A 25,104-nucleotide genomic window follows, 5' to 3' on the forward strand; every position below is an offset into this window, starting at 1 on the left:
TGCTTATGGCTAAACAGGGTCATCAACAATTTTGACGCACAAGCCAATCAGCGCTTGGAGTGATATCTGAAATTTAAAGATGAATAATTTTAATGCTTGATGCAACAGCCTGAGCATAAAATGCTGCTTTTGATGTATTTAAATACAGATCATAAATTGACGCCAGCTTATCAATTATTGTTCAATGAGATTGAGAAAAAATAAAATTGAGAATGTGATGAACTTAAATTTTTCTAAAATGCTTCGACTCAGCCTATTGGCTATGGGTGTCGGTTTGATCTCGGCTTGTGCCACTACGGTGAAGCCGACTTATGTATCGCCTACCCAGTATCAAGCGCTGAACTGTGTACAGCTCGCGGCAGAGTTCGATCGTGTTCAAAACTATATTGACAGCGGCGTACAAACGCCGAAACGTACTGGTATGGGTGTAGGTCTGGGGTTAGGCGGTGGCTGGGGCAGTCGAGGCGGTTGGGGCATTGGTCCTTCTATTTCGGTCAATATGGGACAGTCATCTGATACTAAAAAAACAGAATTATCACGCCTATATGGTCAACAGGATGCCTTGTCACAAGCAGCACAATTTAAAAACTGCCCTTATGTACCAAAACGCGCGATTGAACCGAAAAAATAATAAAAGTGGGCTGTGCGTCACATTTGTGAATTGCAGCCCACGCACAAAAGTGTTTCAAAAAATATTCTTATCAAAACAATATCTTGAGTGTTGTTAATTACATTTTGTGACGCGATCTTCATGATTTTTTCACATTTAAAACTTGTCTGTTTTTGATTTTTTCGTTTAAGGTGTGCCTCCTTTGATGTCACACAGATATGTATATGGTCGCAAGTTGGCTTTTTATTTTTGCAGTGTTTGCGGTTCTGTTAATTCCCGGCCCAACCAATGCACTTTTGGCTAGCGCAGCGCATCATCATGGTCTCTTAAAAGCATTTTATCTCGTTCCCATCGAGTTGTTGGGCTACATCTACGGGATCAGTTTATGGTCTCTACTGATTCATTTGACCATGCCTACGTGGCCGATGTTGATTCATCTTTTGCATCTGGTCAGTGCATCCTATGTGATTTGGCTGGCATTTCATTTGTGGAAAAGCTCGCATCTAAAGCAGCACAGTCTTAAAAATAAAACCTTAAATCGCAGTATGTTGTTTAAATCGACATTGCATAATCCAAAGTCTATCTTGTTTGCTGTAGGGATCTTTCCAGCGTGGACGTGGGATTCATTTCAAAATTATGCGTATGTGTTGGCGATTTTTACTTTGTGTTTAGTGCCTTGCGCTTTGTTTTGGATTTATTTTGGACGCAAAGTATTGGCAGGGAATTTAAAGGTAGTCACTGCCGACCGCGTATATAAAGGATCGGCAATGTTATTACTGCTCAGTATGTTACCTGTGGTGATTGGCTTTTTCTAAAATTTATCCCTTTCACCCAACATTCACATTTACAGGGTTTCAGATTTTTTCGAAGTGAAAAATTTATGACGGATAAACCCGATTACACCCGGCAGCACGCTTAAAATAATAATACCAAAGATCAAATAGGTAAAATTATCCTTCATAATCGGCATATTGCCAAACAGATAACCCAAGGTAATAAAGGATGCAATCCAGCAAAATGCACCAATCACGTTAAAGGTCAGAAAGAAGGTGTAGTTCATGCTGCCTGCACCTGCTACAAACGGCGCAAAAGTGCGTGCAAAAGGAATGAAACGCGCAAAGATAATGGTTTTTCCACCGTGTTTATCAAAGAATTTTTGAGTAGCAACCAAATGCTTTTTATTGATAAAACGAGATTCAATTTCAAACACACGCGGTCCAATATATTTACCAATATGGTAATTTAAGGTGTCGCCCAGCACTGCTGCAATAAACAGTAAAACACCCAAAACCCATGGATTCATTGCGCCTGTGGATGCTGCTAATGCACCTGCTGCAAACAGCAAACTGTCACCCGGTAGGAACGGCATTACGACTAAGCCGGTTTCTACAAAAATAATCAGGAACAGAATCCCGTATATCCAGATGCCATAATTTTTTATAAATTCAAGTAGATGGTCATCTACATGCAGAATGAAATCAATTAAATCCATGAGCCGAAAACTGTGCAAAAGTGTGCAGAAATCCTAGCAGTCCTATCCAATAAAGTCAGTAAGCAATTGATTTAAATTCATCATCATCCTGCACGCCTATCATTCTAATTTTGCAACGAAGAGTTGGTTTTATGATCATTTATTATAAGTATTAAATAGAATAATCTAGCTTCATTATTCAAATAAAATTCAAAGGTGCAATATGTTCAATCCAAATCTAGTCGTGAAAAATGCCGTTCAACACGGTCAGATTGATGCAGTACTCAGTCTGATCGCACGCGTGCTGATGGCATATATTTTTATTGTTGCAGGTTGGGGGAAACTCACTGCGTACCAAGCAACAGTCGGTTATATGGAATCTATGGGGGTACCTGCCTTTATGTTACCGCTGACTATTTTAGTGGAATTGGGTGGTGGACTCGCGTTGCTTTTGGGTTTTCAAGCGCGTTTTGCAGCGTTGGGATTGGCAGGATTTAGCTTAATCACGGCTTTAATATTTCACAGTGGTGCGGATGATGCCATTAATCTCATGAAGAACTTCGCTATGGCGGGTGGCCTAATATTTTTAGTCTTGCATGGCGCGGGTAAAATCAGCATAGATCATCTTATTGAAAAATAATTATATAAAAGCCGAATATGAAGCAAAAAGCTGCAATAAAAATTTCAGCTTTTTTAGTGCAGGGAGATTTTAAATTTGCACAGAAAAACATCCAAGTCGAATTTTGTGCGAAGTCTTGGGAAAAATGTTAGAATGTGGCGCTTATATTCGTTGCCTACATAGTTGTATACCATGACGACCAATACCCAAATTACTGAAGACCGCATCCTGATTTTGGATTTCGGTTCTCAATATAGCCAGCTCATTGCACGTCGCGTGCGTGAAGCTGGTGTTTATTCAGAAATGTACGCTTATGATATGTCTGAAGAAGACATTCGTGCATTTAACCCAAACGGGATCATTCTTTCAGGTGGTCCAGAAAGTGTTCATGAAGCGGGTAGTCCACGCGCGCCAGAAGTTGTATTTAACTTAGGTGTTCCTGTTCTTGGTATTTGCTATGGCTTACAAACCATGTCAGCGCAGCTTGGCGGTAAAGTAGAGCCAGGTGATGTACATGAGTTTGGTTATGCAGAAGTAGACATTCAAATTCGTGATAAGTTGATTGGCGATCTTGAGGATTCTGTAGACAAATTAAAAGTATGGATGAGTCATGGCGATAAAGTGACTGCAATTCCTGCTGGTTTCCAAGTGACTGCAAGTACACCAAGTTGCCCATTCGCGATGGTGTCTGATGAAACACGTCGTTTCTATGGTATTCAGTTCCATCCAGAAGTAACGCATACAGCAAAAGGCGCGGAGCTATTGTCAAACTTCGTTCATGGCATTTGTGGTTGCCGTAACTTATGGAACTCTGAAAATATTATTGATTTACGTGTTGAACAACTTCGCGCGCAAATTGGTGATCAGAAAGTATTACTCGGTCTTTCAGGTGGTGTGGATTCTTCTGTTGTGGCTGCACTTCTTCATAAAGCGATTGGCGATCAATTGACTTGTGTATTCGTAGATAACGGCTTACTTCGTTTGAACGAAGGCGAGCAAGTGATGGACATGTTTGCGAAAAACATGGGTATTCGCGTGATTCGTGCCGATGCTGAAGAGCGTTTCTTAACTGCGCTTAAAGGTGAAGTTGATCCTGAGAAAAAACGTAAAATTATTGGTCGTGAATTCATTGGCGTATTTGCTGAAGAAGCACGTAAGCTTGATGGCGTAAACTTCCTTGCACAAGGGACCATTTATCCAGACGTGATCGAATCTGCTGCCACTAAAAATGGTAAAGCACATGTGATTAAGTCACATCACAACGTGGGTGGTTTACCTGAAGATTTAGCCTTTGAATTGGTTGAGCCAATCCGTGATTTGTTCAAAGATGAAGTTCGCCGTTTAGGGACAACTTTAGGTCTTCCTTTTGAAATGCTTTACCGTCATCCATTCCCAGGTCCAGGTTTAGGCGTGCGTATTTTGGGTGAAGTGAAGAAAGAATATGCTGACATTCTTCGTTTAGCAGATGACATTTTCATGCAAGAACTTCGTGCAAGTGGTTGGTATGACAAAACTGCGCAAGCATTTGCGGTATTCCAACCCGTTAAATCTGTGGGTGTTGTGGGTGATGGTCGTCGTTATGCATGGGTGATCGCGCTTCGTGCAGTTGAAACAGTTGACTTTATGACTGCTCGTTTTGCGCATCTTCCGTATGACTTAGTTGATAAGATTTCGACGCGTATTATGAACGAGATTGCTGACGTTTCTCGTGTGGTTTATGACGTATCAAGTAAACCACCTGCAACGATTGAATGGGAGTAAAACTGGCATGAAGCATTGCTTCATGCCAGTTTTACGCCAAGAGCTGTGCTCGCGGCAGTTAAAGGAAATTGTTTAAAAAAGGACGCTTAGGCGTCCTTTTTATTCTATAATGTATAAAAATTTATCTGATATTAATAATTTAAATGCTGACTCATTACGATTTGATGTTACCTTTGCTTAAAATTATGCAGAAAGAAAATAAAACTTATAGTTTACGTGAAGCTTATAACGAATTACTGAATGTACTTGATTGCTCCGATGGAGAAAAAAATGCGACTTTGGATGATGGAAGGAATATTATTTTTTATCGTTTACAATGGGCTAAAACTTATTTGAAAAAAGCTGGGTTATTAGAATATCCACAAAAAGCACATTTTGAATTAACAGAATTAGGTTTGAAGTTAGATTTAAATAAGTTACAAAAAGTTGATATGAAGTTTCTTAGTCAATTTGAAACATTTAAAGAATTTAGAAAAATTGGAGTAACAACTATTACTTCTGAAAAAAAAGAAAATAATAATGTTCCAACTAGCGATAACGAAGAACTAACACCTCCTGAAATTATTTTGGAACAGTCTAAGTTATTAAAAGAAGAGTTGAGCAATGAATTATTATCTTTAGTCAAAGCTAATACGCCAAAATTTTTTGAAAAGCTTGTTGTCGATCTTCTTGTGGCTATGGGGTACGGCGGATCACATCAAGATGCAGCTCAAGCCATTGGTAAAACAAACGATGGAGGCATTGATGGTGTCATTAGTGAAGATCGTTTAGGGCTGGATAAAATTTATATTCAAGCAAAGCGTTGGGAAAATACGGTTGGTCGTCCTGATATTCAACAATTTAAAGGTGCTTTAGCTGATCAAGTTGCCAAAAAAGGCGTATTCATTACTACATCAAGTTTCAGCAAAGAGGCAACTGAGTCCGCTAAAAAATCAGGGATTGTATTAATTGATGGTGATAAGTTGACATCGTTAATGATTGAATTTGGTTTAGGCGTACAAATAGAACGCAGTTTTCATATCTATAAAATCGACCAAGATCGTTTTGATGAAGATAATTTCTAAAATTATGATTAGACTGAAAAAAAGAATTATTGAAGTGCTTATGTTATCAATTATCTTTAACCTCTCATACATCTCTCCTTTAGAATTGTCCTATTTCTGATATACAGCTTATCGACCTATAGCTAGGCTTAAGCATGTCGAAGAGATAGAATGAAAATAATGACAAAATATAAAACGCTGGAAATGAGTTTTATCAGCAGGCAATGGGAAGGATGATGTTATGACCAATACCAACTATACTGAGACTTCGCATTCGGATGATTGCGAAAAATACGTCAATCAATTTATCCAAGATTTCCAAATCCGATCAGCAGAAATTGGCAAGGGTACAATTATTAAACGTGCACTACCAAGCCGTCATAAACGCTTGATTGGCGCATGGTGTTTCTTAGATCACGCAGGTCCTGTGGTGTTTCCTCAAGGCGATGGCTTAGATGTCGGTCCACATCCACATATTGGTCTGCAAACCTTCACATGGATGATTGAAGGCACTATGATGCACACCGATAGTGTGGGCAGCAAACAGCTCATTCGCCCAAAACAGGTCAATCTCATGACCGCAGGTCGTGGAATTTCACATACCGAAGTTGCACCTGAGACTGAAACCAAAATGCATGCCGCACAGCTCTGGATTGCATTGCCAGATGATAAACTCAATATTGATCCGCAGTTTGACCATTATCCAGAATTGCCTGTGGTGAACAAAGAGGGTATTGAATATACCGTGTTGGTCGGTGAGTTTTTAAATACCACATCCCCTGTGCAAGTCTATACGCCGTTATTGGGTGTAGACTTAAGCGCAAAAGAAACGGTCACGACTCGGCTAGAACTTAATCCTGCTTTTGAATATGGGTTTATGGCCTTAGAAGGAACGGCCACGATCAATGGTCATGAACTGGATGAAGACAATTTGGTGGTACTTGAGACGGGACTGACTGAAATCGAAATTCAAGTGCATAAAGACAGTCGCATCTTACTGCTGGGCGGTGAACCGTTTGAATCGCCGATTTTACTGTGGTGGAATTTTGTCGGTCGCACCCAAGAAGAGCTGCGTATCGCCCGTGAACAATGGGTCAATGGGGATGCACGCTTTGGCTTTATTCCAGACTATGATGGTCCACGTTTAGAAGCACCGACCTTCCCAGATAAAATGCGGGCTTCAAAATAAACACAAGCCTATGGATATGCATCACACGTCTAAATTGCCTGTTTAAATCACAGTCATAGGATTGAATAGGCGTGTGTTGTCTAAGTAAAAAAAACTATCAAAATGCTCAAAAAAATACCATTGAAATAGATTTAAACTGATAAAACATTAAGATCAATAAATAGGAAATAGCTATGGCGATTATCGCGCAAGCAAGCGTAAAGACTTTGGCTGAACCGTGGTCAGGCAATATCAGCAGTGGCAAACATCAGTTATTGACCGATAAACCTGAATCTTTTGGCGGACAAGATCAAGGGCTTGCACCTTATGATTTTGTTTGTTCAGGGCTGATTTCCTGCACCATGATTACTTTACGTATGTATGCACAACATAAAGCTTTGGCACTGGGCGAATTTCGTGTCGAGGCAGAATTTCATGCCAACAAAGAAGGTCAAGAATGGATCGAACGCCGTTTGGCTTTTGCTGAGCCTTTATCTGCAGAATTAACACAAAAGGTGCTGGATATTTGTCAGAAAACTCCAGTGACCAAGACTTTGTTGCGTAGCCTAGAAATCAATACCTCGGTGCTATAAACACAACACAAAGTATTTTAAAAGTCTCATTTGAATATGACCTTTTGTGTAAGGTAGGCTGTCTTTTTTTTGGACAAATCGGGTATAGTCGAAATCACCATAAAAACGCGACGATTATTATGATTACATTGCACCATTTGGAAAAATCACGTTCTTCTCGAATTATTTGGGCATTGGAAGAATTGGGTGTAGCGTATGAGATTAAGCATTATAAACGCTTGCCGAATTATACCGCACCCTCTGAACTCAAAGCGATTCATCCTTTGGGGAAGTCACCTGTTTTGACCGATGGTGATGTGACGTTGGCAGAATCTGCGGTGATTTTGGAATATTTACAAGCCACTTACGACACTGAGCAGAAATTTAAACCTCAAAACTCAGCGCAGCAGCGCCAATATAACTACTGGATGCATTATGCCGAAGGATCTCTTATGCCTTTATTGGTCATGAGCTTGGTGATGTCTTTCGTGCCTCAGCGTGTACCTTTTATTATTCGCCCGTTGGCGAATAAAATCGTCGATGGGGTGAAAAGCGGCTTTATTACTCCGCGTTTAAATGACCATATTCCTTTTTTAGAGAATCACTTAAAGACCCATGAGTATTTTGCAGGGGAGTTTTCATTTGCAGACATTCAAATGAGCTTTCCCATGATTGCGATGCAAGAGCGCATGCAGGGCAAACATCCTCAAATCAAAGCTTTTGTTGAACGTATAAAGCAGCGACCTGCCTATCAGCGTGCTCAAGCCAAGGGTGATTGAGGATAATAAATTTGGAAAATTTAATTTTCCTACCAGGAGCATCGGGCAATATCGAGTTTTGGCAACCCGTACTGTCTTTATTATCGCCTAACTATACGAAGCAAATCATGACTTATCCTGAGTTTGGTGGTATGCCTGCAAAAGTAGGGGTTCGAAGTTTTGATGATTTACAACTGGATGTCATTAGTTCGATTAAAAGTTTGAGTCAAGAGCAACCGAGTGTTGTTATTGCTCAATCCATGGGTGGAATATTTGCAGTTCAAGCAGCTTTGCATTTGAATTTATGCGACCAAAAATGCATCAAAGCATTGGTTTTGGTTACGACTTCAGGTGGCATTGATCTATCCAGATTTGCTGTTGCAGACTGGCGTGAAGATTACTCATTAAATTTTTCAGTACCTGATTGGTTTGTTCAATGTAGAGAAGCTTTAGATAATCAACTGGATCAAATCAAATGCCCTGTTTTATTGATTTGGGGTGACGATGATCCCATCAGTCCTTTGAGTGTAGGACGATATTCAGAAAAGCAATTTAAGCAGGCACGTTTGGAAATCATTGAGGGAGGGCAACATGATTTGGCATTTAAATATGCTGAACGGGTTGCAGATTTGATCGAGGGTTTGATTCATTCCATTGAATAAGCAGATTTGAACATTCATCACTTCAAAGAAAATCCAATAGACTTAATTGCTAAATAGTGTTTTTTTTACGCAGTTGAGATGGAGCATAACCATACAACTGTTTAAAGCGTGCACTAAAGTGACTTGCTGAACTAAAGCCACAGTTTAGGGCGATCTCTGTTAATTCTTTTTTACTATTGATAATAAAATGATGAGCTCTCTGCAGTCGCTTTTGTAATACATATTGGTGGGGTGATAACCCTGTAGATTGTTTAAACATATGTGCAAAATGATATTCACTGAGTTCGACTTGCTTGGCCAAATCTGCAATGGTTAAAGCTAAGTGTAGATTCTGTTCAATCCAATTTTGTAAGCGGATTAGAGCATGTGGTGCAATTCCACCCCTAACACGCGGTAATTTCCATTGCACATTGCTGTAATTTTGCAATATATGGTTTAAGAGTAAATTTGAGGCACTGCTCAGCTGAAGTTGATTGCTGGAATCTTGCCAGTCACATTTGAGCAAAAATTGACGATATGCAGCACTAACCAATGGATCTTTAACAAAATTCTGCTCTTCTAAATGAATATGAGAAGGTTCTTTGTCCCAAATCTTAAGTGCGATATCTCGAAGATGTTGATCCGTATAATAAAGATGCACAAAACTAAGTTCTCCACGAATATCCCATGTTGAATCTTGACCTTGAGGCATCAAACAAAATCGATCAGGAGAACCCCCATTGCGCCAACCTGTTGTTGTCTTTCGATAGCTTTCATATCCATCTTTCACATATAGGCTTAATGTGTGGTGATTGCTATATACATTTACGCGATCATGACGGTTATACCAAGATGCCATTTGCATCCCTGAACCAAGCTGTACCGTATCTAAAAGTTGAGCTTTATGCTGCTGTAATTGTTCAATCGTTTTGTATTTCATTTTAAGAGACAGAACGCTAGGGCTTTAAATTCAGTTTAACCATTTAAAAGATGTTAAACAAAATTTAGCCAAAGAAAAGCGCAAGATTGTGTAAGTGTCCGCAAGATTGAGTGAGTTTCGAAAGTTAAACCTGAGCAGAATAACCACAATAAATCTTGTAGATGAAATAAAAATGAATGTATTTCTATATTTTTCAGTGGTTCTTATTTGGGGAGCGACTTGGATTGCAATTTCATTTCAGCATGGTGAACTTAGTCCTGTAGTCGGTGTTTTTTGGCGTTTTATCATTGCATCTAGTTTGTTATTTATTTTTTTAATCATCACCAAAAAATTAAAAGCACTAAGTAGACAAGATCATTTGTTTTGCCTCATTCAAGGTGCATGTGTATTTGGCTTTAATTTTATATGTTTCTATACCGCAATTGCGTATATCAATAGTGGTTTAGAGGCGATTATCTTTTCCATGGCCGTTATATTTAATGCTTTGAATAATCGTATCTTCTTTGGTCAAAAAATCTCTCAATATTTTTATCCATCTGCAATTCTAGGCATCGCAGGTATTGTCGCATTATTTTGGCATGACATCGTATCAACAGAGGTTGATTTGAAGACATTGTGGGGGATAGGGCTCTGCTTATTTGGTACGTATGGATTCTCCATCGGGAACATGGTGAGCATTCGACATCAGAAAAAAGGTTTAGATATTTTGACCACCAATGCATTTGGCATGCTTTATGGTGCAATGATTATGGGGCTAATTGCATTATTTCTACAGCAAGACTTCTTTCCTCAAATATCGAATGCAGGATTTTTTGCACTGCTGTATTTGGCTGTGATTGGTTCTGTGATTGGATTTACTGCCTACTTCGCGCTCATTGGTCGGATCGGTGCGAGTCAAGCAGCCTATACAACTTTATTATTTCCTTTGGTTGCTTTAAGTCTTTCGACGATATGGGAAAATTATCAGTGGCATTTGGGATCAATTTTAGGGGTTATCTTTATTTTACTTGGTAATTATATTTTATTTGCAAAACCCAAAAGGTTACTCAATGCTTTGATTAAGCCTTGAGAATTAAAATGCTAATGTAGGCTGAGATAAAAAAGAACAATCTTTAAGATTGTTCTTTTTTGGGTTAACGCTTTACAACAATCGAGTCGATGCCACTGTGTTGTAAACTTTGCTGGGCAATCACGGCAGCTTCTTGTGATTCATAGGGGCCTGAGACCACGCGATACCATGTTTGACCGCCTTCGGTGGTTTTCATCACATCGGCCGACAGACCATTTAAGATAATCTCAGCACGGCGAGCGTCTGCACTGTCAGGGTCAGGGTAACTGCGCACTTGTAAAATAAAGCTTGGTTTCACTGCAACTGCCTCAGCACTTTGCGTGACGGTACCATCTTCAGCGGTGGTCGTTTGTGCCGTCACTGCAGCAGGCGCTTCGACAATCACAGGAGCAGTTGCGACTTGCTGATTTTCAGGCACGGCTTGATCTGGAATCGGGGTCACTTGTTGCTGTGGCAACAAGTCATAAAAACGATAATCTTTGTTGGTGTCTTCTTGATAATGCTCAGAGGTCACTTCGTTACTGCGAGGTTTAACCGGTTCCCAAGGTTTCCAGAGCATAAGTGCCACGGCAAAACTTAACACGATTAAAATAAGCACAAGCATCCCTAACCATTTCGGGATTAACGGCTTTTTAGGTTTATTGGGTCTTTCAGATACACCGCGCTGCGTTTTTCCAAACACGTGGAAACCTCTCTCATTCTTTATTGTGAAATGGCTATTTTGCATAGCCATTTCGAATCATTTTTTTGATTGTGATGTTGATATGCTTAAAAGCATATTCAGCAGTGCTGGGCTTACATACTTACATCGAACAAAGTTATTATCTTTTGCAAGCATGCAAAGCAGTACTTACATGCTCTCAGGTGCAGATACACCTAAAAGCTCTAAACCATTTTTGAGCACTTGCTGTACGTTGCTTGACAACAATAAACGCGCTTGTGTTAATTCAGCATCATCACCCAAGACTTTATTGTCGTTGTACCAGCCATGGAACAATGCCGCAAGTTCTTTCAAGTAGTTACCCACTTGATGAGGCTCATAGCTATTGGCAGCACGGACAATAATTTCTGGATAAGCAGCAAGCTTAGCCAAAATTTCAGTTTCCGCTTCTAGGTCTAAACGTGAAGCTAAAGTACGGGCTTGAACTGGATCAAAGTTCACATCATTCGATGCTGCTTTTTCTAGCATACGACAAATACGCGCATGTGCATATTGGATGTAATATACGGCATTGTCTTTGCTTTGTGACACAGCAAGGTCTAAGTCAAAATCAATGTGTTGTTCTGATTTACGCATCACGTAGTAAAAACGTGCAGCATCATTGCCCACTTCTTTACGAAGGTCACGTAAAGTCACGAACTGACCTGAACGAGATGACATTTGAACCATCTCACCGCCACGCCAAAGGCTCACAAACTGCACCAAAAGCACGGTTAATTTTTTAGAGTCATAACCCATCGCATCAATTGCGGCTTTCACACGCGCGATATAGCCGTGGTGATCTGAACCCCAAATATCAACAATGTCAGTATAGCCACGTTGAAGTTTATTTAAATGATAGGCAATGTCAGAGGCAAAATAGGTGGTTTGACCATTACGACGTTTCACCACACGGTCTTTTTCATCACCAAAATCAGTTGATTTGAACCAAATGTTGCCATCTTTCTCATACAAGAACCCACGTTGGTCTAAAGTTTGGAGTGCTTCTTCAATTTTGTCTGTCAATGATTCTTCGCTGAACCACTGATTAAAGGTCACACCAAACTCACCTAGGTCATCTTTAATATCATCAAGAATCGCTTTCAATGCCGCTTGAAGGAATACACGGTAACCCGTACCAATCAATGCTTGAGAATTGAAAATCAAACCATCAATGTGTTTTTCTTTATCGCCAGACAGTATAACTTTGTTGCCATCTGCATCGAGTTCTTCAGCAAACTGCACATCTTCAGGCACATCTTTATACACATCGGCAACAGGGCGTACATAGGCATCGCCGTCTTGGTCCATAATGCTTTGTGCGATTTCTTTAACATAGTCACCTTGATACGCATTCTTTGGAAACACCAATACTTGACCATTCAATTCTAAATAACGCAGGTAAGTCGATGTGGCCAAAATATCCATTTGACGACCTGCGTCATTGACATAATACTCACGGTCAACGGTTGCCCCTGTTGCTTCAAGCAAGTTTGCAACCGTCATACCGTAAGCTGCACCACGACCATGACCTACATGCAGGCTGGAGGTCGGGTTTGCAGATACAAATTCAACTTGGATTTTTTTTGCTGCATTGGCTTGCGTACGACCATACTGGCTTTTTTGCGCTTGAATTTGATCCAAGACCGCAAAACGTTGGTCAGCATTTAAGAAGAAATTGATAAAACCAGGACCTGCAATTTCAGCTTTAGTAATGTCTGCCACTTCTGGAAGTGCTGCAAGAATTTTTTCAGCTAAATCACGTGGCTTCATACCCGCAGCTTTAGAGGCAATCATGGCGATATTCGACGCGAAATCACCGTGGCTTCGGTCTTTGGTACGCGTTAAGTTTCCGCTGTTTTTAAAGTCGGATGGAAGGATCCCTTCAACTTGAAGAGATTGCACTGCATGATCGAGAGCTGCTTGTATTGCCGTATTCATAATTTATCGAAAAATTAATGTCGCAGAAAAACGATAAATATAGCAAATTTCAGGCACTTTAGCTAAAGGCATTTGTATTGAATAAAAGTTATTCGATATAAAAAATCAACAAAGTGCAGAAAAGTTAAAAACCAAAGCGTAAGATGGTCAAATTCTAAAATGTATAGATGAGTCTGTTATGGCTGTAGATTCGCCAAAAATCATAGGAAACATCCCTAAACTACCGACAAAATGGGCCACCGTAGTCATTCCATTTTTCTTGTCTTTCCTGATGAGCGGGATCATCTCCATGATCAACATGCTGCGCAATTTGGGCTGGATCGATGGATTTATTAGCCTTTGGTTTCACAACTGGATGTTGTCATGGGCATTTGCCTTTCCCATTGTTTTATTGTTATTGCCTATGGTGCGAAAACTGACGGGTAAATTGGTTCATATGCCACCCATGAAATAAGGCTTTACAGGTGGCACGACTTGAATTATGCGTGCTTACAGACATACTGATTGTTAGCCAGTCATGAACGCTTAAAGATAGCAACTGACCGGTTTATCCAGCAGTTCGGCTTTGCCATTTTCAAAAGTATACAGCTTTGAGGCATTGAAGACTTTAACCACTTTGGCTTTTTTAAGCGCAGCTTTAAAAGTCTCTAATTTTTTCAAGTTCACCGTATCGAAAGGATTGCTGTAGTTTTTATTGTCCAACAAGACTTGAATAGCACCTGCTTGAGGGTCACTTGATTTTAGAATGTCTTGACCGTCTTTATTTTGAATCGAAAAGCTAGATTTTTGCGTGGTAGTTTTGCAGTTTAGTCGCATAAACAGCATATGCCCATCTTGGGCTTTGTTTTGTAAGTTGTAAATGCCTTGTAGATCATTTTCAATATAAACCCACTGTCCAGTCGGCATATTGGTGGTAAGTTTTTCAATCTGTTCCAATGTGGTTTTACTGATATCCACCACACCTTTTTGATCAATTTCAGGTGCTTTTTCTTTATCTCCAAGTCCAATCATCGACAGCGCTTTGTCGCTGAATTTTGAGGAGGTTTCAGAGATACTTTGACAGCCAGAAGCGCTGATGAATGCCGTCACAATTAATAGTGCACAAGGTGCTTTAAAAGATATTTTCATCGTCATGTCATTATAAATTTTAAGGTGATGTGTGGTGTTTATGTTAGCCAAAAAAATGCACGGTATGGAGAAAATTAACAAATTGGTGCAAATTACTTCAAAGTACTGTGAAATAATGTGCAAATATTCAAAATAAATTGAAAAATTCAGCTTATCATCATTAAAAATGCCCAAAATATCATTATCAATTTTCTAAATATCATATTGCGCTGAAATAGGCTTAAGCTATCTGTTATATAAAGTGCTGAAGTCAAATTGGACTGAAGTTATGGCCTTGTGCCAAATGAATGAGACTGGACATGACATCTGCGAATTTACAAACCAAACATCCTCTTTATACGCCTTATGCTGGTTTTAGCCTGCTAGAACTTCCGCTACTCAATAAAGGTTCAGCATTTACCGAAGACGAACGCTCGAACTTCAACCTACATGGCTTATTGCCGCACGTGATTGAAACGATAGAAGAACAACATCAGCGCTCGTATCAACAGTACACTGCTTTTAATGATGACATTAACAAGCATATTTATTTAAGAAATATCCAAGATACCAATGAGACGCTATTTTACCATCTGATTGAAAATCATTTGTCAGAAATGATGCCGATCATATATACCCCAACAGTAGGTGAGGCATGTCAACGCTTCTCTGATATTTACCGTCGTCATCGTGGGGTATTTATTTCCTATCCTGACCGCGGACATATTGATGATATTCTGCAAAACGTCAATAAAAATAACGTTAAAGTGATTGTGATTACAGACGGTGAACGTATTTTAGGTCTTGGCGATCAGGGTATTGGCGGGATGGGAATCCCGATTGGTAAATTATCACTGTATACCGCGTGTGGTGGCATTAGTCCTGCGTATACCTTACCGATCACGATTGACGTAGGCACCAACAATCCACAACTGTTAAATGACCCGATTTATTTGGGTTGGAATCAACCACGTATCAGTGGCGATGAATATTACAGCTTTGTTGATGATGTCTTAATAGCAGTGAAGCGTCGTTGGCCTAAAGCCTTAATTCAATTTGAAGATTTCGCCCAGAAAAATGCGATGCCTTTGCTTGAAAAATATCGCGACCAATACTGCTGCTTCAATGATGATATTCAAGGTACTGCTGCCGTGTCTGTCGGTAGCCTCATTGCTGCCAGTCGTGCCGCAGGCAAGCAGCTTAAAGATCAGACGGTGGCTTTCCTAGGTGCGGGTTCGGCAGGCTGTGGGATTGCTGAACAAATTGTCGCGCAAATGATCGCTGAAGGTTTAACGGATGCCGAAGCGCGTGCACGTATTTTCATGGTCGATCGTTTTGGTCTGATCACTGACAATCAACCGAATTTGGTGGATTTCCAGCGTAAATTGGTTCAAAAAACGGAAACTGTGGCGGCATGGGCTGATGTTGAAGGTATGATTTCACTGCTTGATGTCGTCAAGAATGCCAAGCCAACCGTATTGATTGGGGTATCGGGTCAACCAGGGTTATTTACTGAAGAAATCATTCGGACCTTGGCGGCAAACTGTGAGCATCCAATTGTATTGCCACTGTCCAATCCAACCTCACGCGTTGAAGCTGTGCCAGCCGATATTATTCAGTGGACAGACGGTAGAGCCTTAATTGCAACTGGTTCTCCATTTTTACCAGTGACACATAACGGTAAAGTTCACCATATTTCTCAGTGCAACAACTCCTATATTTTCCCGGGCATTGGTTTGGGAGTGATTGCAGCTCAAGCCACACGTGTCACAGATAATATGCTGATGGCATCCAGCATGGCACTGGCAGATTGTTCGCCAAAACTGCAAAATCCAGATGCAGATCTATTACCAGATCTAAATGATCTTCAAAAAGTCTCTAAAATTATTGCATTTAAAGTGGGACAAGCTGCCATTGCGGATGGCGTTGCATTGGCACTCAGCGATGAACTGTTGCTCAAAAGCATTGAAGATAATTTTTGGAAACCGGAATATCGTCGTTATAAGCGTATTCCTTTTTAATCACGTGAATACTCAAGTTTAATTAAGTAAAGTTGAAAGGGATCAATTCGTTGATTCCTTTTTTATGCACCTTAGATTCTCAAACGAAGTGCAACAGAGATTAATTTTAGGTAGGAAGTAAAATGAGATAGCATTCTGCTTCCAGACCGACCAAAGTCAAAGTTGCATCATGAACTATACTCATCTTACCCAAGAAGAAAGATATCAGATTTATACATTACTACGCGAAGGTTTTTCTACGCGTCATATTGCCCTCAGATTGGCTCGTGCTCCCTCTACAATTTGTAGAGAGATCAAACGTAATCGTAATAGAAATGGCTACTTTGCTAAACATGCTCATAAACTGGCTAAAAGACGCCATATCTCGAATCATAGAACTGTAAGTTCCTCCCTATTGCAACAGATCGAAAGCTATCTTGCTTTGCAATGGAGTCCCGAACAAATCGCTTCTCACGTAGCTATCAGTATGCATTCAATCTATCGATATATTCAGCAAGATAAACTCAAAGGAGGCAGTCTTTATCTTCATTTACGTTTTAGAAATCAACGAAAAAGAAAGTATGGACAACCAGAAACTCGTGGGATGCTCAGTAACCGTAAAAGCATTCACGATAGGCCACACATCATTGAGAAGCGATCACGTTTTGGTGATTTAGAAATAGATACGATTGTGGGCAAAAATCAGCAGCAGTCTTTAGTTTCAATTGTAGATAGGAAAACAGGCTATCTTTGGTTAAAGAAATGTAGCACTCGCAAGAGTCAGGCGGTTTGTGAAGCCACTGTTGACTTGCTGGCTCCAATCAAAGAGAAGTTAAAGACGATTACTGCTGATAATGGCAAGGAATTTAGCCTACATGAACAAATCGCGAATGAACTGGAAATAGAATTCTACTTTGCAGATCCTTACAGTGCATGGCAGAGAGGCACAAATGAGAATACGAATGGTCTGATCAGGCAATACATCAGAAAAGGAAGTGATCTAAATAACTACACGGATGAATATATTTCAGAGATTACTAAGCGTTTGAATCATCGCCCAAGAAAAAGACTCGGATTTAAAAGTCCGAGTCAGGTATTACTCCAAGAACATGGTGTTGCACTTCAAGTGCTAATCTAAGCACTAAAAAACAACAATGTGATTCTAAAAATTGCTTTGATGAGATAGAATATTTTTATCTTTAAATAAATAAAATAGTATAAGAATATGCTTAATAATATTCATTCGATTTTAGAAAATTTAGGTCTTAGCCGACAAAAACGCGCCTTACATATTCAGTTTTCAAATCCTGCCTTAAATGCTCAGGTATTTGTTCAGCGCATTCAAGGTCAACATCAGATCAATACTGGTTTAAAGGCCGATGTGCTGTGTCTCTCCACCAATGCGCATATTCAATTGAAACAATTCATTGGTTGTCAGGTGGCTATCGATCAAGTCACAGATTTGGGTAAGCTGTCACGCACCACGGGGATTATTACAGGGGCAAGTCAAGGTCAAAGCGATGGTGCATTAACTCTTTATAAACTCACTTTAGAAGATGCAACTGCTCTATGGCACAAACGACGCAATAGTCGGGTGTTTATGAATAAGAGCGTCATCGACATTACAGAGGTGATGTTTAAGGAATGGCAAAGTAAAAGCCCGCTGTTTAGTGCCAGTCTAAATTTGACCACCAAAGAGTTGCAGCAGGATTACGATATTCGTCCCTTTGTCATGCAAGCCAATGAAACTGATTATGATTTTTTAACGCGTCTGTGGCGCAGTGAAGGCATCAATTGGTTAGTGGATGAAACAGTGCATGTCGTTGCAATGAATGCGTCTGAGATTCAGCCCCAAAAGTTACGCTTAATCGATGACAATAGCTCCTTTGAGGCTTTAGATCGACGTCATATTCGTTTCCATCGAAGCAGTGCCACAGAGCGCTTTGATACCATTACGAGCTTTGTAGCACAGCGGAATATTCACTCTAATGCCATTCAGCTTCAGCGCTGGCAATCGGATACATTGGCGCAAGATCAGGGCGAAGCAAGTCTGAGCTCACATATCCATAGTGAACAGCATGACAATGAGACACTGAGTTTGGAACAAGCATGGACCATTAGCCCCGCATGGATCAGTGATTTAAATGGGGAAGACCAGACCACTGCATCAAGTAGCGCTCAGCTGTCAAAGTTAAATACACAGCTCAGCCAATATCAAGATTTACAGTCAAAATACTTTAGTGCGCAAAGCAGTGTACGTGATGCACATGTTGGTTATTGGTTTGAATTTTCTGGTCATGCTGAAATTGATCAACATCAAGGTTCAGACCGTGAACTCCTGATTTTAGCTAAGCATTTTTATAATCAAAATAATCTGCCAAAAGATTTGTTAAACCAAGTCGATGCATTGCTCGACTTAAGCCGTTGGCAGCATTTAAAAACCCAAGAGCGACAAGCCAATGAGCTGTCTTTGGTGCGCCGAAGTGTTGCAGTTGTTCCAGAATTTGATCCTCTAAAGCATCGGCCATTGGCCTATCCTCAGCGTGCCAAAGTGGTTGGACCTGCAGGTGAAACCATCTATGTCGATCAATGGGGGCGGATCAAAGTGCGTTTTGTGTTTACCCGTTCTGATGATCATGGGCATGATGGTGGGGCAGGTTCAAATGATAATGACACAGACTCCGCATGGGTGGATGTACTGACTTCATGGGCAGGTGAAGGTTATGGTTCACGTTTTCATCCACGTATTGGTGAAATCGTGGTGATTGATTTCTTTGATGGCAATGTCGATCGGCCTTTTGTGGTGGGACGTTTACATGAAGCGGAGCGTTATCAAACGATGTTTGATATCAAAGGACAGCTCCCAGATACTAAAAAACTCAGTGGTATCCGATCTGCTGAGGTAGGAGGCACGGGCTTTAACCAACTGCGTTTTGATGACACCACTGGGCAGATCAGTACCCAATTACAAAGTAGCCATGCAGCGACACAATTGAATTTAGGAAACTTAAGCCATCCTAAAGACAAAGAACAAAGTAATGGTCGAGGTGAAGGATTTGAGCTGAGAACGGATGCATTTGGTGCAATGCGTGCAGGTAAGGGCATGCTGATTACCACCTATGCACAAGAGAATGCCATTGCAGATCATTTGGAGGCTGCACAAGCACAGTCTTTACTTACTCAGGGCGAAGAGAGCATGAAAATGCTCAGTCAGTTGGCGGTAAAGCAGCAAACCGATGCATTGAACGTGATCACTCGACTTCCTAAATTTATTCAATCCCTTCAAATTAAAAACACCGCTCAAGCATTACAATCTACGGTGAATCTTTTCAAAGACGGTTTAGCCAATGATCCTTTAAACGCACTCAAAGATTGCGGCGGATTTATTGAAGATATTGGCTCATTTGGGGGGAGCGCGAAAGGCATTGTGGATGAGTTTAATGCCTATTTTGAAGATGCTAAAGAAGCGATCGATAACTTAAAAGAATTTATTGAAAATGTTGAGACACATGGTTCTGATTTACTCAAAGGTAAGTTCGCAAGTATAAAGCAGGGGATACAGGATAACCCACTTCAAGCCATACAGGATGTAGGTAAAGCCATCTCAAGTGTTGATTTGACAGATGAAAAATGGCTCATTTCATGTACTGGATTTGGAGGGGATAAAGGTCTATCGGAAATTACGCCATCTAAAGCTTTGAGTTCATTGCAAGGCTTTATGGAAGGCTATACTCAAGGTTTAGAAAATAGTCATGATGACAAAAAACAAGAACAGGGTAAGTTGTTTCGACAAGCCCTTATGTTACTGGCATCCCCAAATGGAATTGCACTCACCACACCTGAAGATATTATTTTACAAGCTTCACAAGATATTGCGGAAAGTGCACAAGGTTCAATTAATTTAAGTGCTCAGAAAAATATTGTGGGACATGCGCAAGACAAGATCAGTTTATTTGCAGCGCAGAAAGGATTCCGAGCGTTCGCAGCAAAAGGCAAGTTGGAACTGCAAGCGCAGGATGATGCAATTGAGTTGATTGCTCGTAAGGTGATTAAGTTAATTTCTACTGAAGACAAGATAGAAATCACCAGTCCGAAAGAAATAGTACTCACTGCTGGCGGCTCGCAACTCAAGATTAATAGTAGTGGTGTATTTAGTACGACAGGTGGCAAGTTTGAGAGTAAGGCAGGGCAACATTTGTTTACGGGTGGGGGAACTGTAAATGCCCAGTTACCAAAAATGCCTGAAAGTGGAATGTACAGTAAACGAATTGATTTAAAAAATCTTGTACCAGAAAATCTTTTGAATACAGAATTAAACTATAAAATTATTAATCAAACGAAAAAAGTAGAATATATTGGTAAATTAGATGAATTTAGAACAAATCGTTTATTTTCAGATGCTTCCGATCAGATAGAATTTAGATTTATTGACAGCGAAAATGGAGAAAATGGAACAATGTTTATAAGTTTATCGGATCCTGATGATGAGCTATTCAGTTGTTTAAATGAAATTGGCACTGAAGATGATATTGATGAAAACAATGGAGTTGAGTAATGAATAAGATAGTATCGATTTTATTATTTTTTATAGCTAGTTCTGCTTTAGCAGCTGAAAAGTGTGATTATAAAGTTCAGTTTGATGATACGATTCCTGCAAATGTATCCTTCATAAAATTAGGGAAGTCTAAGAGCTATACGAAATTTGTAGTTAAGCCTGATTATTTTGAAACTACTATACAGGATTGTGCATTTAAAAATAATAAATATTATATTTTATCTAGTTCAATTACTCACCCTGCAACTACATTAGCTCAATCAATATTGGTGGTAAGTATTTTTGATAAATTTGGAAGCTTAAACGAACATAAATTTATAAATAAAAAATGGACTTGTGAAATTGATGATGGTTTTTATAAAAAAAATAATAAATTAGAAGTCCTTTATAGTTGTGCAGATAAGTCAGAAAATTTGAAATATAATAAATATGCGGTTGAGGTAAAATAAATGGCTTCTACATACGAAGATAAACTAAATTTTATTGCTTCAATCTATTGTTCTGTAAGGAGAATAGCATTTAAGAAAGATGTGAGTTGGGAGACTATATTAGCTCAAGTTGCTCAAGAAACTGGGTGGGGAGAAAAAATATTAGTAGGTACAAATAATATATTTAATATAAAAGCAGATAGTAGGTGGAAGGGCCCTAAAAGTAAACATTTAGTCTGGGAAGATAAACCTAATGGAAAGCGTGTACAGGAATACCATGATTTTAGAAATTACAAAGATCTTGAAGAAGCAATTGAAGATAGAGTTAAATTTTTAGAAGAAAATCAAAGGTATCATAAATTTTTCAGTAATGGGGTGAGAGGTATATTTGAAAGGGAAGCTCAAGCATTGGAAGATGCTGGATATGCTACACATAAGGAAAAAAATAAAGCTACAGGGAGTTTTGAATTAGTATATGCAGATAAATTAGTAGAAGTCTTTAGAGGGCCTTCAATGAGAAAGGCTATAGCTAGAGGTGAATCTAATGGACAATGTACTATTGTGAATGCTGTGTTTTTGGATGATGATAATAGTAAAGAAATAAATAAAGAAGTTGAAATCTTAATAGATGGAAATATTAAGATAACAAAAGTTACAGATAGTAATGCGATTATCAAGGGTATAGTTGTAAAGCCAAATGGAACTATTAGCTTTAAGAAAGATAATATTATTGTTCCAGCTAAAATTCCTTCAGCTAAAGCTCCTCTAAATATTAAAATTACTAAAGCGTCAACTCCTATAGCTGATAAATTAGACCAACACAATGGCACTCCTTCTACGAGACAAACGCCTGTACAAAATTCAAAGCAAACGCAAACTTCTATACAAGCGCCAAATACTGATAAGAGTCTAGCTTCTTTTAAAATAAAATTTTTAGAAAATGATACTAATAAGAGTATTGAAAATTTTTCATATGGAATTTTTTACAAAAATAAAATGAAAGAACACGTTGGTGATAGTAGGGGGGAGGAACAGGTCCGTGCAGAACCTGGTTCAAAAATTACGATTTATGTTAAAGATTTTTCTGGGAAGCTGAATCAAAAAATTGAAGAATTTAATGTTCAAGAGAATGTATTAAAAATCATTAAAATTCCAATTAGAGAAATAAAAGTGTTGATAATGAACCACTCTTCAACGAAGGCTATGGAAAATTATCATATTATTTCAGAATATAGGGGTTCAAAGAAAAATAAATATACAAAAAATGATGGCACAATCATTTTAAAAGGCTTAGCCGGATTTGGAGTGAAATTAACTATACCCTCAGGTCAGGTTGTGTTACCGGAAACATATTTTGATAATAAAGTTTTATTTTATAAACGGGCTTTGTTTGAAAAATATGAAAAGCCTACTTTGGCAAAGCCAACACAAACTCCTCCATTAAAAACAGATGGTGAGATTGTTGTTTCAAAAAATAAAACTGCACCAATATCGCAAAATGATGTGCGTGGAAATAATGGGCATCCTATTAAATTGGTCAGTAAAGAAGGCACATTTGAAGTAGAGACTTACTTGGATACTACAAAAGCGCTAGCATCGAATTTAAGTTATGAAATAGTTTATAAAGGACAATCTCGTGTCCATATTAGTGGAAGTACTGGGCGTAAACTGCATAAATGTGAGATAAATGAAGAAATAAGCATAAAGTATAAAAGTGGTAATAAAATATTAATTGAGAAGTATACTGTAATTGAAAATATGTCTCCTATTAAGATTTATATAACAAAATCTAAAGGTGGGTTTAATAAAGCTATTTTTGCCCAAACTTTAAAAGCAAACTCTACGGCAAAAAGCCGAGGGTTGTGTGCAATGTATGTTCGATTAGCTTTTGAAGCAGCTGGTGGAAAAGTTAATCCTAGACCAGGCTCTGCGTATCAATATGTAAAAGTTATGCAGGATAATGGGTTTAGAGAAGTAGATAAGGATGGATATACACCACAAATTGGTGATATATATATAATTGATAGATTTGGGTCACATGTGCATGGGCATATTTCTGGTTATAATGGGTCACAATGGATTTCGGACTTCAGGCAAAATGGAATAAATATTTATAGAGGACGGCCTACCATTAGTTATAGAATTTTTCGGTCTTATGATTAGAGGGTAACGATGCTTACTGATATTAAAAAAATACTATATATAATATTTTTAACATTTTTCTGTTTTGGTTGCGATTCAAAATACCCAACGCAAGAGTCTAAAGCAAAATCTGATTCTGTGAGTAAAGAGAGTAGAAGCCAAAAAAAAGTTGATTTAGTATCTTTTGTTTTAAACTTTTATAAAATATATTTCCCTTATAATTTAGGGCAAGATAGCGAAAATAAATTGAGCGATTTTCTATCAAAAAATGGTGATGAATTTTTGACAAATAATTTAAAATCATTGATTTTAGATGATATTAAATGTACAGAAGAGGGTTATGTATGTAACTTAGATATGGACCCATTTTATAATAGTCAAGACAAGATAATATTATCAAATGCCTTGAAGGAAAGTGATAGAAGTGTAGACGTTTTATTTGATAATAAAAGTAAATTAAAAATTTTATTAGATTGCAGTGATAAATGTTTAATTTCAAATGTTATTTACCCTGATGGTTCTAATTTGGAAGAAAAGTTAAAACAAAAAAATTAAATTTACAAAGATAATTTAAAAATCAATCAATTACATTTCTGAAAGCTTTCTTTGAACTAAGAAGCGGTCTTAAAGCCGCTCCTTAATATTTTAACCTTACAAAACTTCTTCCAACAACTCTTCACTCGGCGCAAAGTAATACGCACCATCGAGCGCTGTTACAAAGTGCAGTAATCGATCATGAATGCCATCACCACTGGTACCAAACATACGAACGAGCATTTGATCAATGCGAGTCAAATCTTTGGTATACGCAATAAAGAACAGACCCTGATCACCACGACCATCCCCATAAGGAAGAGAATGACGCAAGATTTCGAGTTCTTCACCGTCTTCATCTTCAACAACGGTACGTGCTACATGCGCATTATCGGGTTTTACGTCATCATCAAGTTCGATACTTTCAAGTTTGGTACGACCCATGACTTGCTCTTGAGTATCAACTTTTAATTTTTTCCATTTATCTAAATCATGTGCATAACGCTGAGCAAAGACAAAAGAACCATCTTCAAAGATACCTGCATCCTCACCTAACAGTGCCGTTTCAGCACGGTCATCTTTAAATTGTGGATTTTCAGTACCATCAATAAAACCAGTTAAGTCACGACCATCAAAATTACGGAAGCAGACACGCTCATCAAGTACTTCAACTTGATCTTGAATGCCCTCAAAAAAAGCTTGGCTTAAAGCAAAACAAATATCACTACGTGCAGAAGCGATATGAATCAATACATCTGCAGGCACTACAGGCATGGTAAATGAACCTTGAATCGGTTCTAACTGGGAAAAACCTTGAGGTGCTTCTGAAAGCTTTGTCCAAAGCTCAGGTCCAAATGCAACCCCTGTCTTAATTTGAGCATGCGGATGTTGGGTAATTAAACGATCACGTGTGGTGAATAGTTCTTCTAATTTGTCTTTAAGTGCTTCAAGGCTTAAATTTTTTAATCGCAAAACGATAAAACGAGCATGATCTGATGGTAGTGGCAGAATTACAGATTGGGCTGTCATTGAACGATGGCTCCTC

At 38.9% G+C, this 25,104-nt stretch carries 23 protein-coding genes; 17 read left to right on the forward strand and 6 right to left on the reverse strand.

All coding sequences use genetic code 11. The annotated features are described in order from the left end of the window. Nucleotides 1-238: 238 nt before the first annotated feature. Together AMD27_RS00475 and AMD27_RS00480 are read left to right on the forward strand one after the other, a co-directional pair. On the forward strand, nt 239-631 hold the full coding sequence (locus tag AMD27_RS00475) for a hypothetical protein (RefSeq protein ID WP_416202809.1): 393 nt from the start codon (nt 239-241) through the stop codon (nt 629-631). 203 nt (nt 632-834) lie between these two features. Beyond that, nucleotides 835-1,425, forward strand: a complete 591-nt coding sequence (locus AMD27_RS00480; protein WP_067662616.1) for a LysE family translocator — start codon at nt 835-837, stop codon at nt 1,423-1,425. A gap of 29 nt (nt 1,426-1,454) precedes the next feature. On the opposite strand, the gene AMD27_RS00485 is transcribed toward AMD27_RS00480, so the two are convergent. After that, entirely contained in the window at nt 1,455-2,102 is a 648-nt protein-coding gene (locus tag AMD27_RS00485) for a DedA family protein (protein WP_067654878.1), read from the reverse strand. 202 nt (nt 2,103-2,304) lie between these two features. Here AMD27_RS00485 and AMD27_RS00490 point away from each other — a divergent pair, with 202 nt between their 5' ends. The 7 genes from AMD27_RS00490 to AMD27_RS00520 all read left to right on the forward strand — a co-directional run bounded on the left by AMD27_RS00490 (nt 2,305) and on the right by AMD27_RS00520 (nt 8,664). Further along, complete coding sequence (locus tag AMD27_RS00490) at nt 2,305-2,721, forward strand: DoxX family protein (protein WP_067654880.1); 417 nt, start codon at nt 2,305-2,307, stop codon at nt 2,719-2,721. 171 nt (nt 2,722-2,892) lie between these two features. Then, nucleotides 2,893-4,461 carry a glutamine-hydrolyzing GMP synthase gene (gene guaA / locus AMD27_RS00495; RefSeq protein ID WP_067654883.1) on the forward strand — a complete coding sequence of 523 codons (1,569 nt, stop codon included), beginning with the start codon at nt 2,893-2,895 and terminating at the stop codon, nt 4,459-4,461. Between the two features lie 143 nt (nt 4,462-4,604). Continuing rightward, nucleotides 4,605-5,525, forward strand: coding sequence for a restriction endonuclease (locus AMD27_RS00500; protein ID WP_067654886.1), 921 nt, complete (start codon nt 4,605-4,607; stop codon nt 5,523-5,525). A 220-nt stretch (nt 5,526-5,745) separates the two neighbouring features. Next, entirely contained in the window at nt 5,746-6,693 is a 948-nt protein-coding gene (locus tag AMD27_RS00505) for a pirin family protein (protein WP_067654889.1), read from the forward strand. A 173-nt stretch (nt 6,694-6,866) separates the two neighbouring features. Further along, nucleotides 6,867-7,265: an OsmC family protein gene (locus tag AMD27_RS00510; RefSeq protein WP_067654893.1), complete on the forward strand. Its 399-nt coding sequence runs from the start codon at nt 6,867-6,869 to the stop codon at nt 7,263-7,265. Between the two features lie 119 nt (nt 7,266-7,384). Beyond that, nucleotides 7,385-8,023, forward strand: a complete 639-nt coding sequence (locus AMD27_RS00515; protein WP_067654896.1) for a glutathione S-transferase family protein — start codon at nt 7,385-7,387, stop codon at nt 8,021-8,023. An 11-nt stretch (nt 8,024-8,034) separates the two neighbouring features. After that, nucleotides 8,035-8,664, forward strand: a complete 630-nt coding sequence (locus tag AMD27_RS00520) for an alpha/beta fold hydrolase (protein ID WP_228140684.1) — start codon at nt 8,035-8,037, stop codon at nt 8,662-8,664. Between the two features lie 49 nt (nt 8,665-8,713). Here the strand turns inward: AMD27_RS00520 and AMD27_RS00525 are convergent, their stop codons facing one another. Further along, nucleotides 8,714-9,583 (reverse strand): helix-turn-helix domain-containing protein, encoded by an 870-nt coding sequence (locus tag AMD27_RS00525; RefSeq protein WP_067654899.1) that lies wholly within the window; start codon nt 9,581-9,583, stop codon nt 8,714-8,716. A 172-nt stretch (nt 9,584-9,755) separates the two neighbouring features. On the opposite strand from AMD27_RS00525, the gene AMD27_RS00530 reads away from it, so the two are divergent. Further along, complete coding sequence (locus tag AMD27_RS00530) at nt 9,756-10,652, forward strand: DMT family transporter (protein ID WP_067654903.1); 897 nt, start codon at nt 9,756-9,758, stop codon at nt 10,650-10,652. A gap of 64 nt (nt 10,653-10,716) precedes the next feature. Here the strand turns inward: AMD27_RS00530 and AMD27_RS00535 are convergent, their stop codons facing one another. Both AMD27_RS00535 and argS read right to left on the reverse strand, forming a co-directional pair. Beyond that, nucleotides 10,717-11,334 carry an SPOR domain-containing protein gene (locus tag AMD27_RS00535; RefSeq protein WP_067654906.1) on the reverse strand — a complete coding sequence of 206 codons (618 nt, stop codon included), beginning with the start codon at nt 11,332-11,334 and terminating at the stop codon, nt 10,717-10,719. Between the two features lie 168 nt (nt 11,335-11,502). Next, a complete protein-coding gene (gene argS, locus AMD27_RS00540) occupies nt 11,503-13,293 on the reverse strand; it encodes an arginine--tRNA ligase (RefSeq protein WP_067654909.1) in 1,791 nt (596 codons plus the stop codon). A 178-nt stretch (nt 13,294-13,471) separates the two neighbouring features. On the opposite strand from argS, the gene AMD27_RS00545 reads away from it, so the two are divergent. Then, nucleotides 13,472-13,747, forward strand: a complete 276-nt coding sequence (locus tag AMD27_RS00545; RefSeq protein WP_067654912.1) for a DUF2798 domain-containing protein — start codon at nt 13,472-13,474, stop codon at nt 13,745-13,747. 71 nt (nt 13,748-13,818) lie between these two features. Here AMD27_RS00545 and AMD27_RS00550 read toward each other — a convergent pair whose 3' ends face one another. Next, complete coding sequence (locus AMD27_RS00550) at nt 13,819-14,421, reverse strand: hypothetical protein (RefSeq protein WP_067662622.1); 603 nt, start codon at nt 14,419-14,421, stop codon at nt 13,819-13,821. Nucleotides 14,422-14,720: 299 nt separating this feature from the next. Here AMD27_RS00550 and AMD27_RS00555 point away from each other — a divergent pair, with 299 nt between their 5' ends. The 6 genes from AMD27_RS00555 (at nt 14,721) to AMD27_RS00580 (ending at nt 24,080) form a co-directional block, all read left to right on the forward strand. After that, the gene (locus tag AMD27_RS00555; RefSeq protein WP_067654916.1) at nt 14,721-16,421 is read left to right on the forward strand and encodes an NAD-dependent malic enzyme; all 1,701 of its coding nucleotides are present in this window, start codon (nt 14,721-14,723) and stop codon (nt 16,419-16,421) included. Between the two features lie 169 nt (nt 16,422-16,590). After that, nucleotides 16,591-17,538 (forward strand): IS30 family transposase, encoded by a 948-nt coding sequence (locus AMD27_RS00560; protein ID WP_067656902.1) that lies wholly within the window; start codon nt 16,591-16,593, stop codon nt 17,536-17,538. A gap of 87 nt (nt 17,539-17,625) precedes the next feature. Then, a complete protein-coding gene (locus AMD27_RS00565; RefSeq protein WP_067654920.1) occupies nt 17,626-20,955 on the forward strand; it encodes a type VI secretion system Vgr family protein in 3,330 nt (1,109 codons plus the stop codon). After that, nucleotides 20,955-21,404 (forward strand): hypothetical protein, encoded by a 450-nt coding sequence (locus AMD27_RS00570; protein WP_067654923.1) that lies wholly within the window; start codon nt 20,955-20,957, stop codon nt 21,402-21,404. The genes AMD27_RS00565 and AMD27_RS00570 overlap by 1 nt, the downstream gene beginning before the upstream one ends. Continuing rightward, nucleotides 21,405-23,546, forward strand: a complete 2,142-nt coding sequence (locus AMD27_RS00575) for a glycoside hydrolase family 73 protein (protein WP_067654926.1) — start codon at nt 21,405-21,407, stop codon at nt 23,544-23,546. A 9-nt stretch (nt 23,547-23,555) separates the two neighbouring features. Beyond that, nucleotides 23,556-24,080, forward strand: a complete 525-nt coding sequence (locus AMD27_RS00580) for a hypothetical protein (protein WP_067654929.1) — start codon at nt 23,556-23,558, stop codon at nt 24,078-24,080. 96 nt (nt 24,081-24,176) lie between these two features. Here the strand turns inward: AMD27_RS00580 and AMD27_RS00585 are convergent, their stop codons facing one another. Beyond that, nucleotides 24,177-25,088 carry a Dyp-type peroxidase gene (locus AMD27_RS00585; RefSeq protein ID WP_067654931.1) on the reverse strand — a complete coding sequence of 304 codons (912 nt, stop codon included), beginning with the start codon at nt 25,086-25,088 and terminating at the stop codon, nt 24,177-24,179. Between the last annotated feature and the right edge of the window lie 16 nt (nt 25,089-25,104).

It is taken from the genome of Acinetobacter sp. TGL-Y2 (genome assembly GCF_001612555.1).
GTDB lineage: Bacteria > Pseudomonadota > Gammaproteobacteria > Pseudomonadales > Moraxellaceae > Acinetobacter.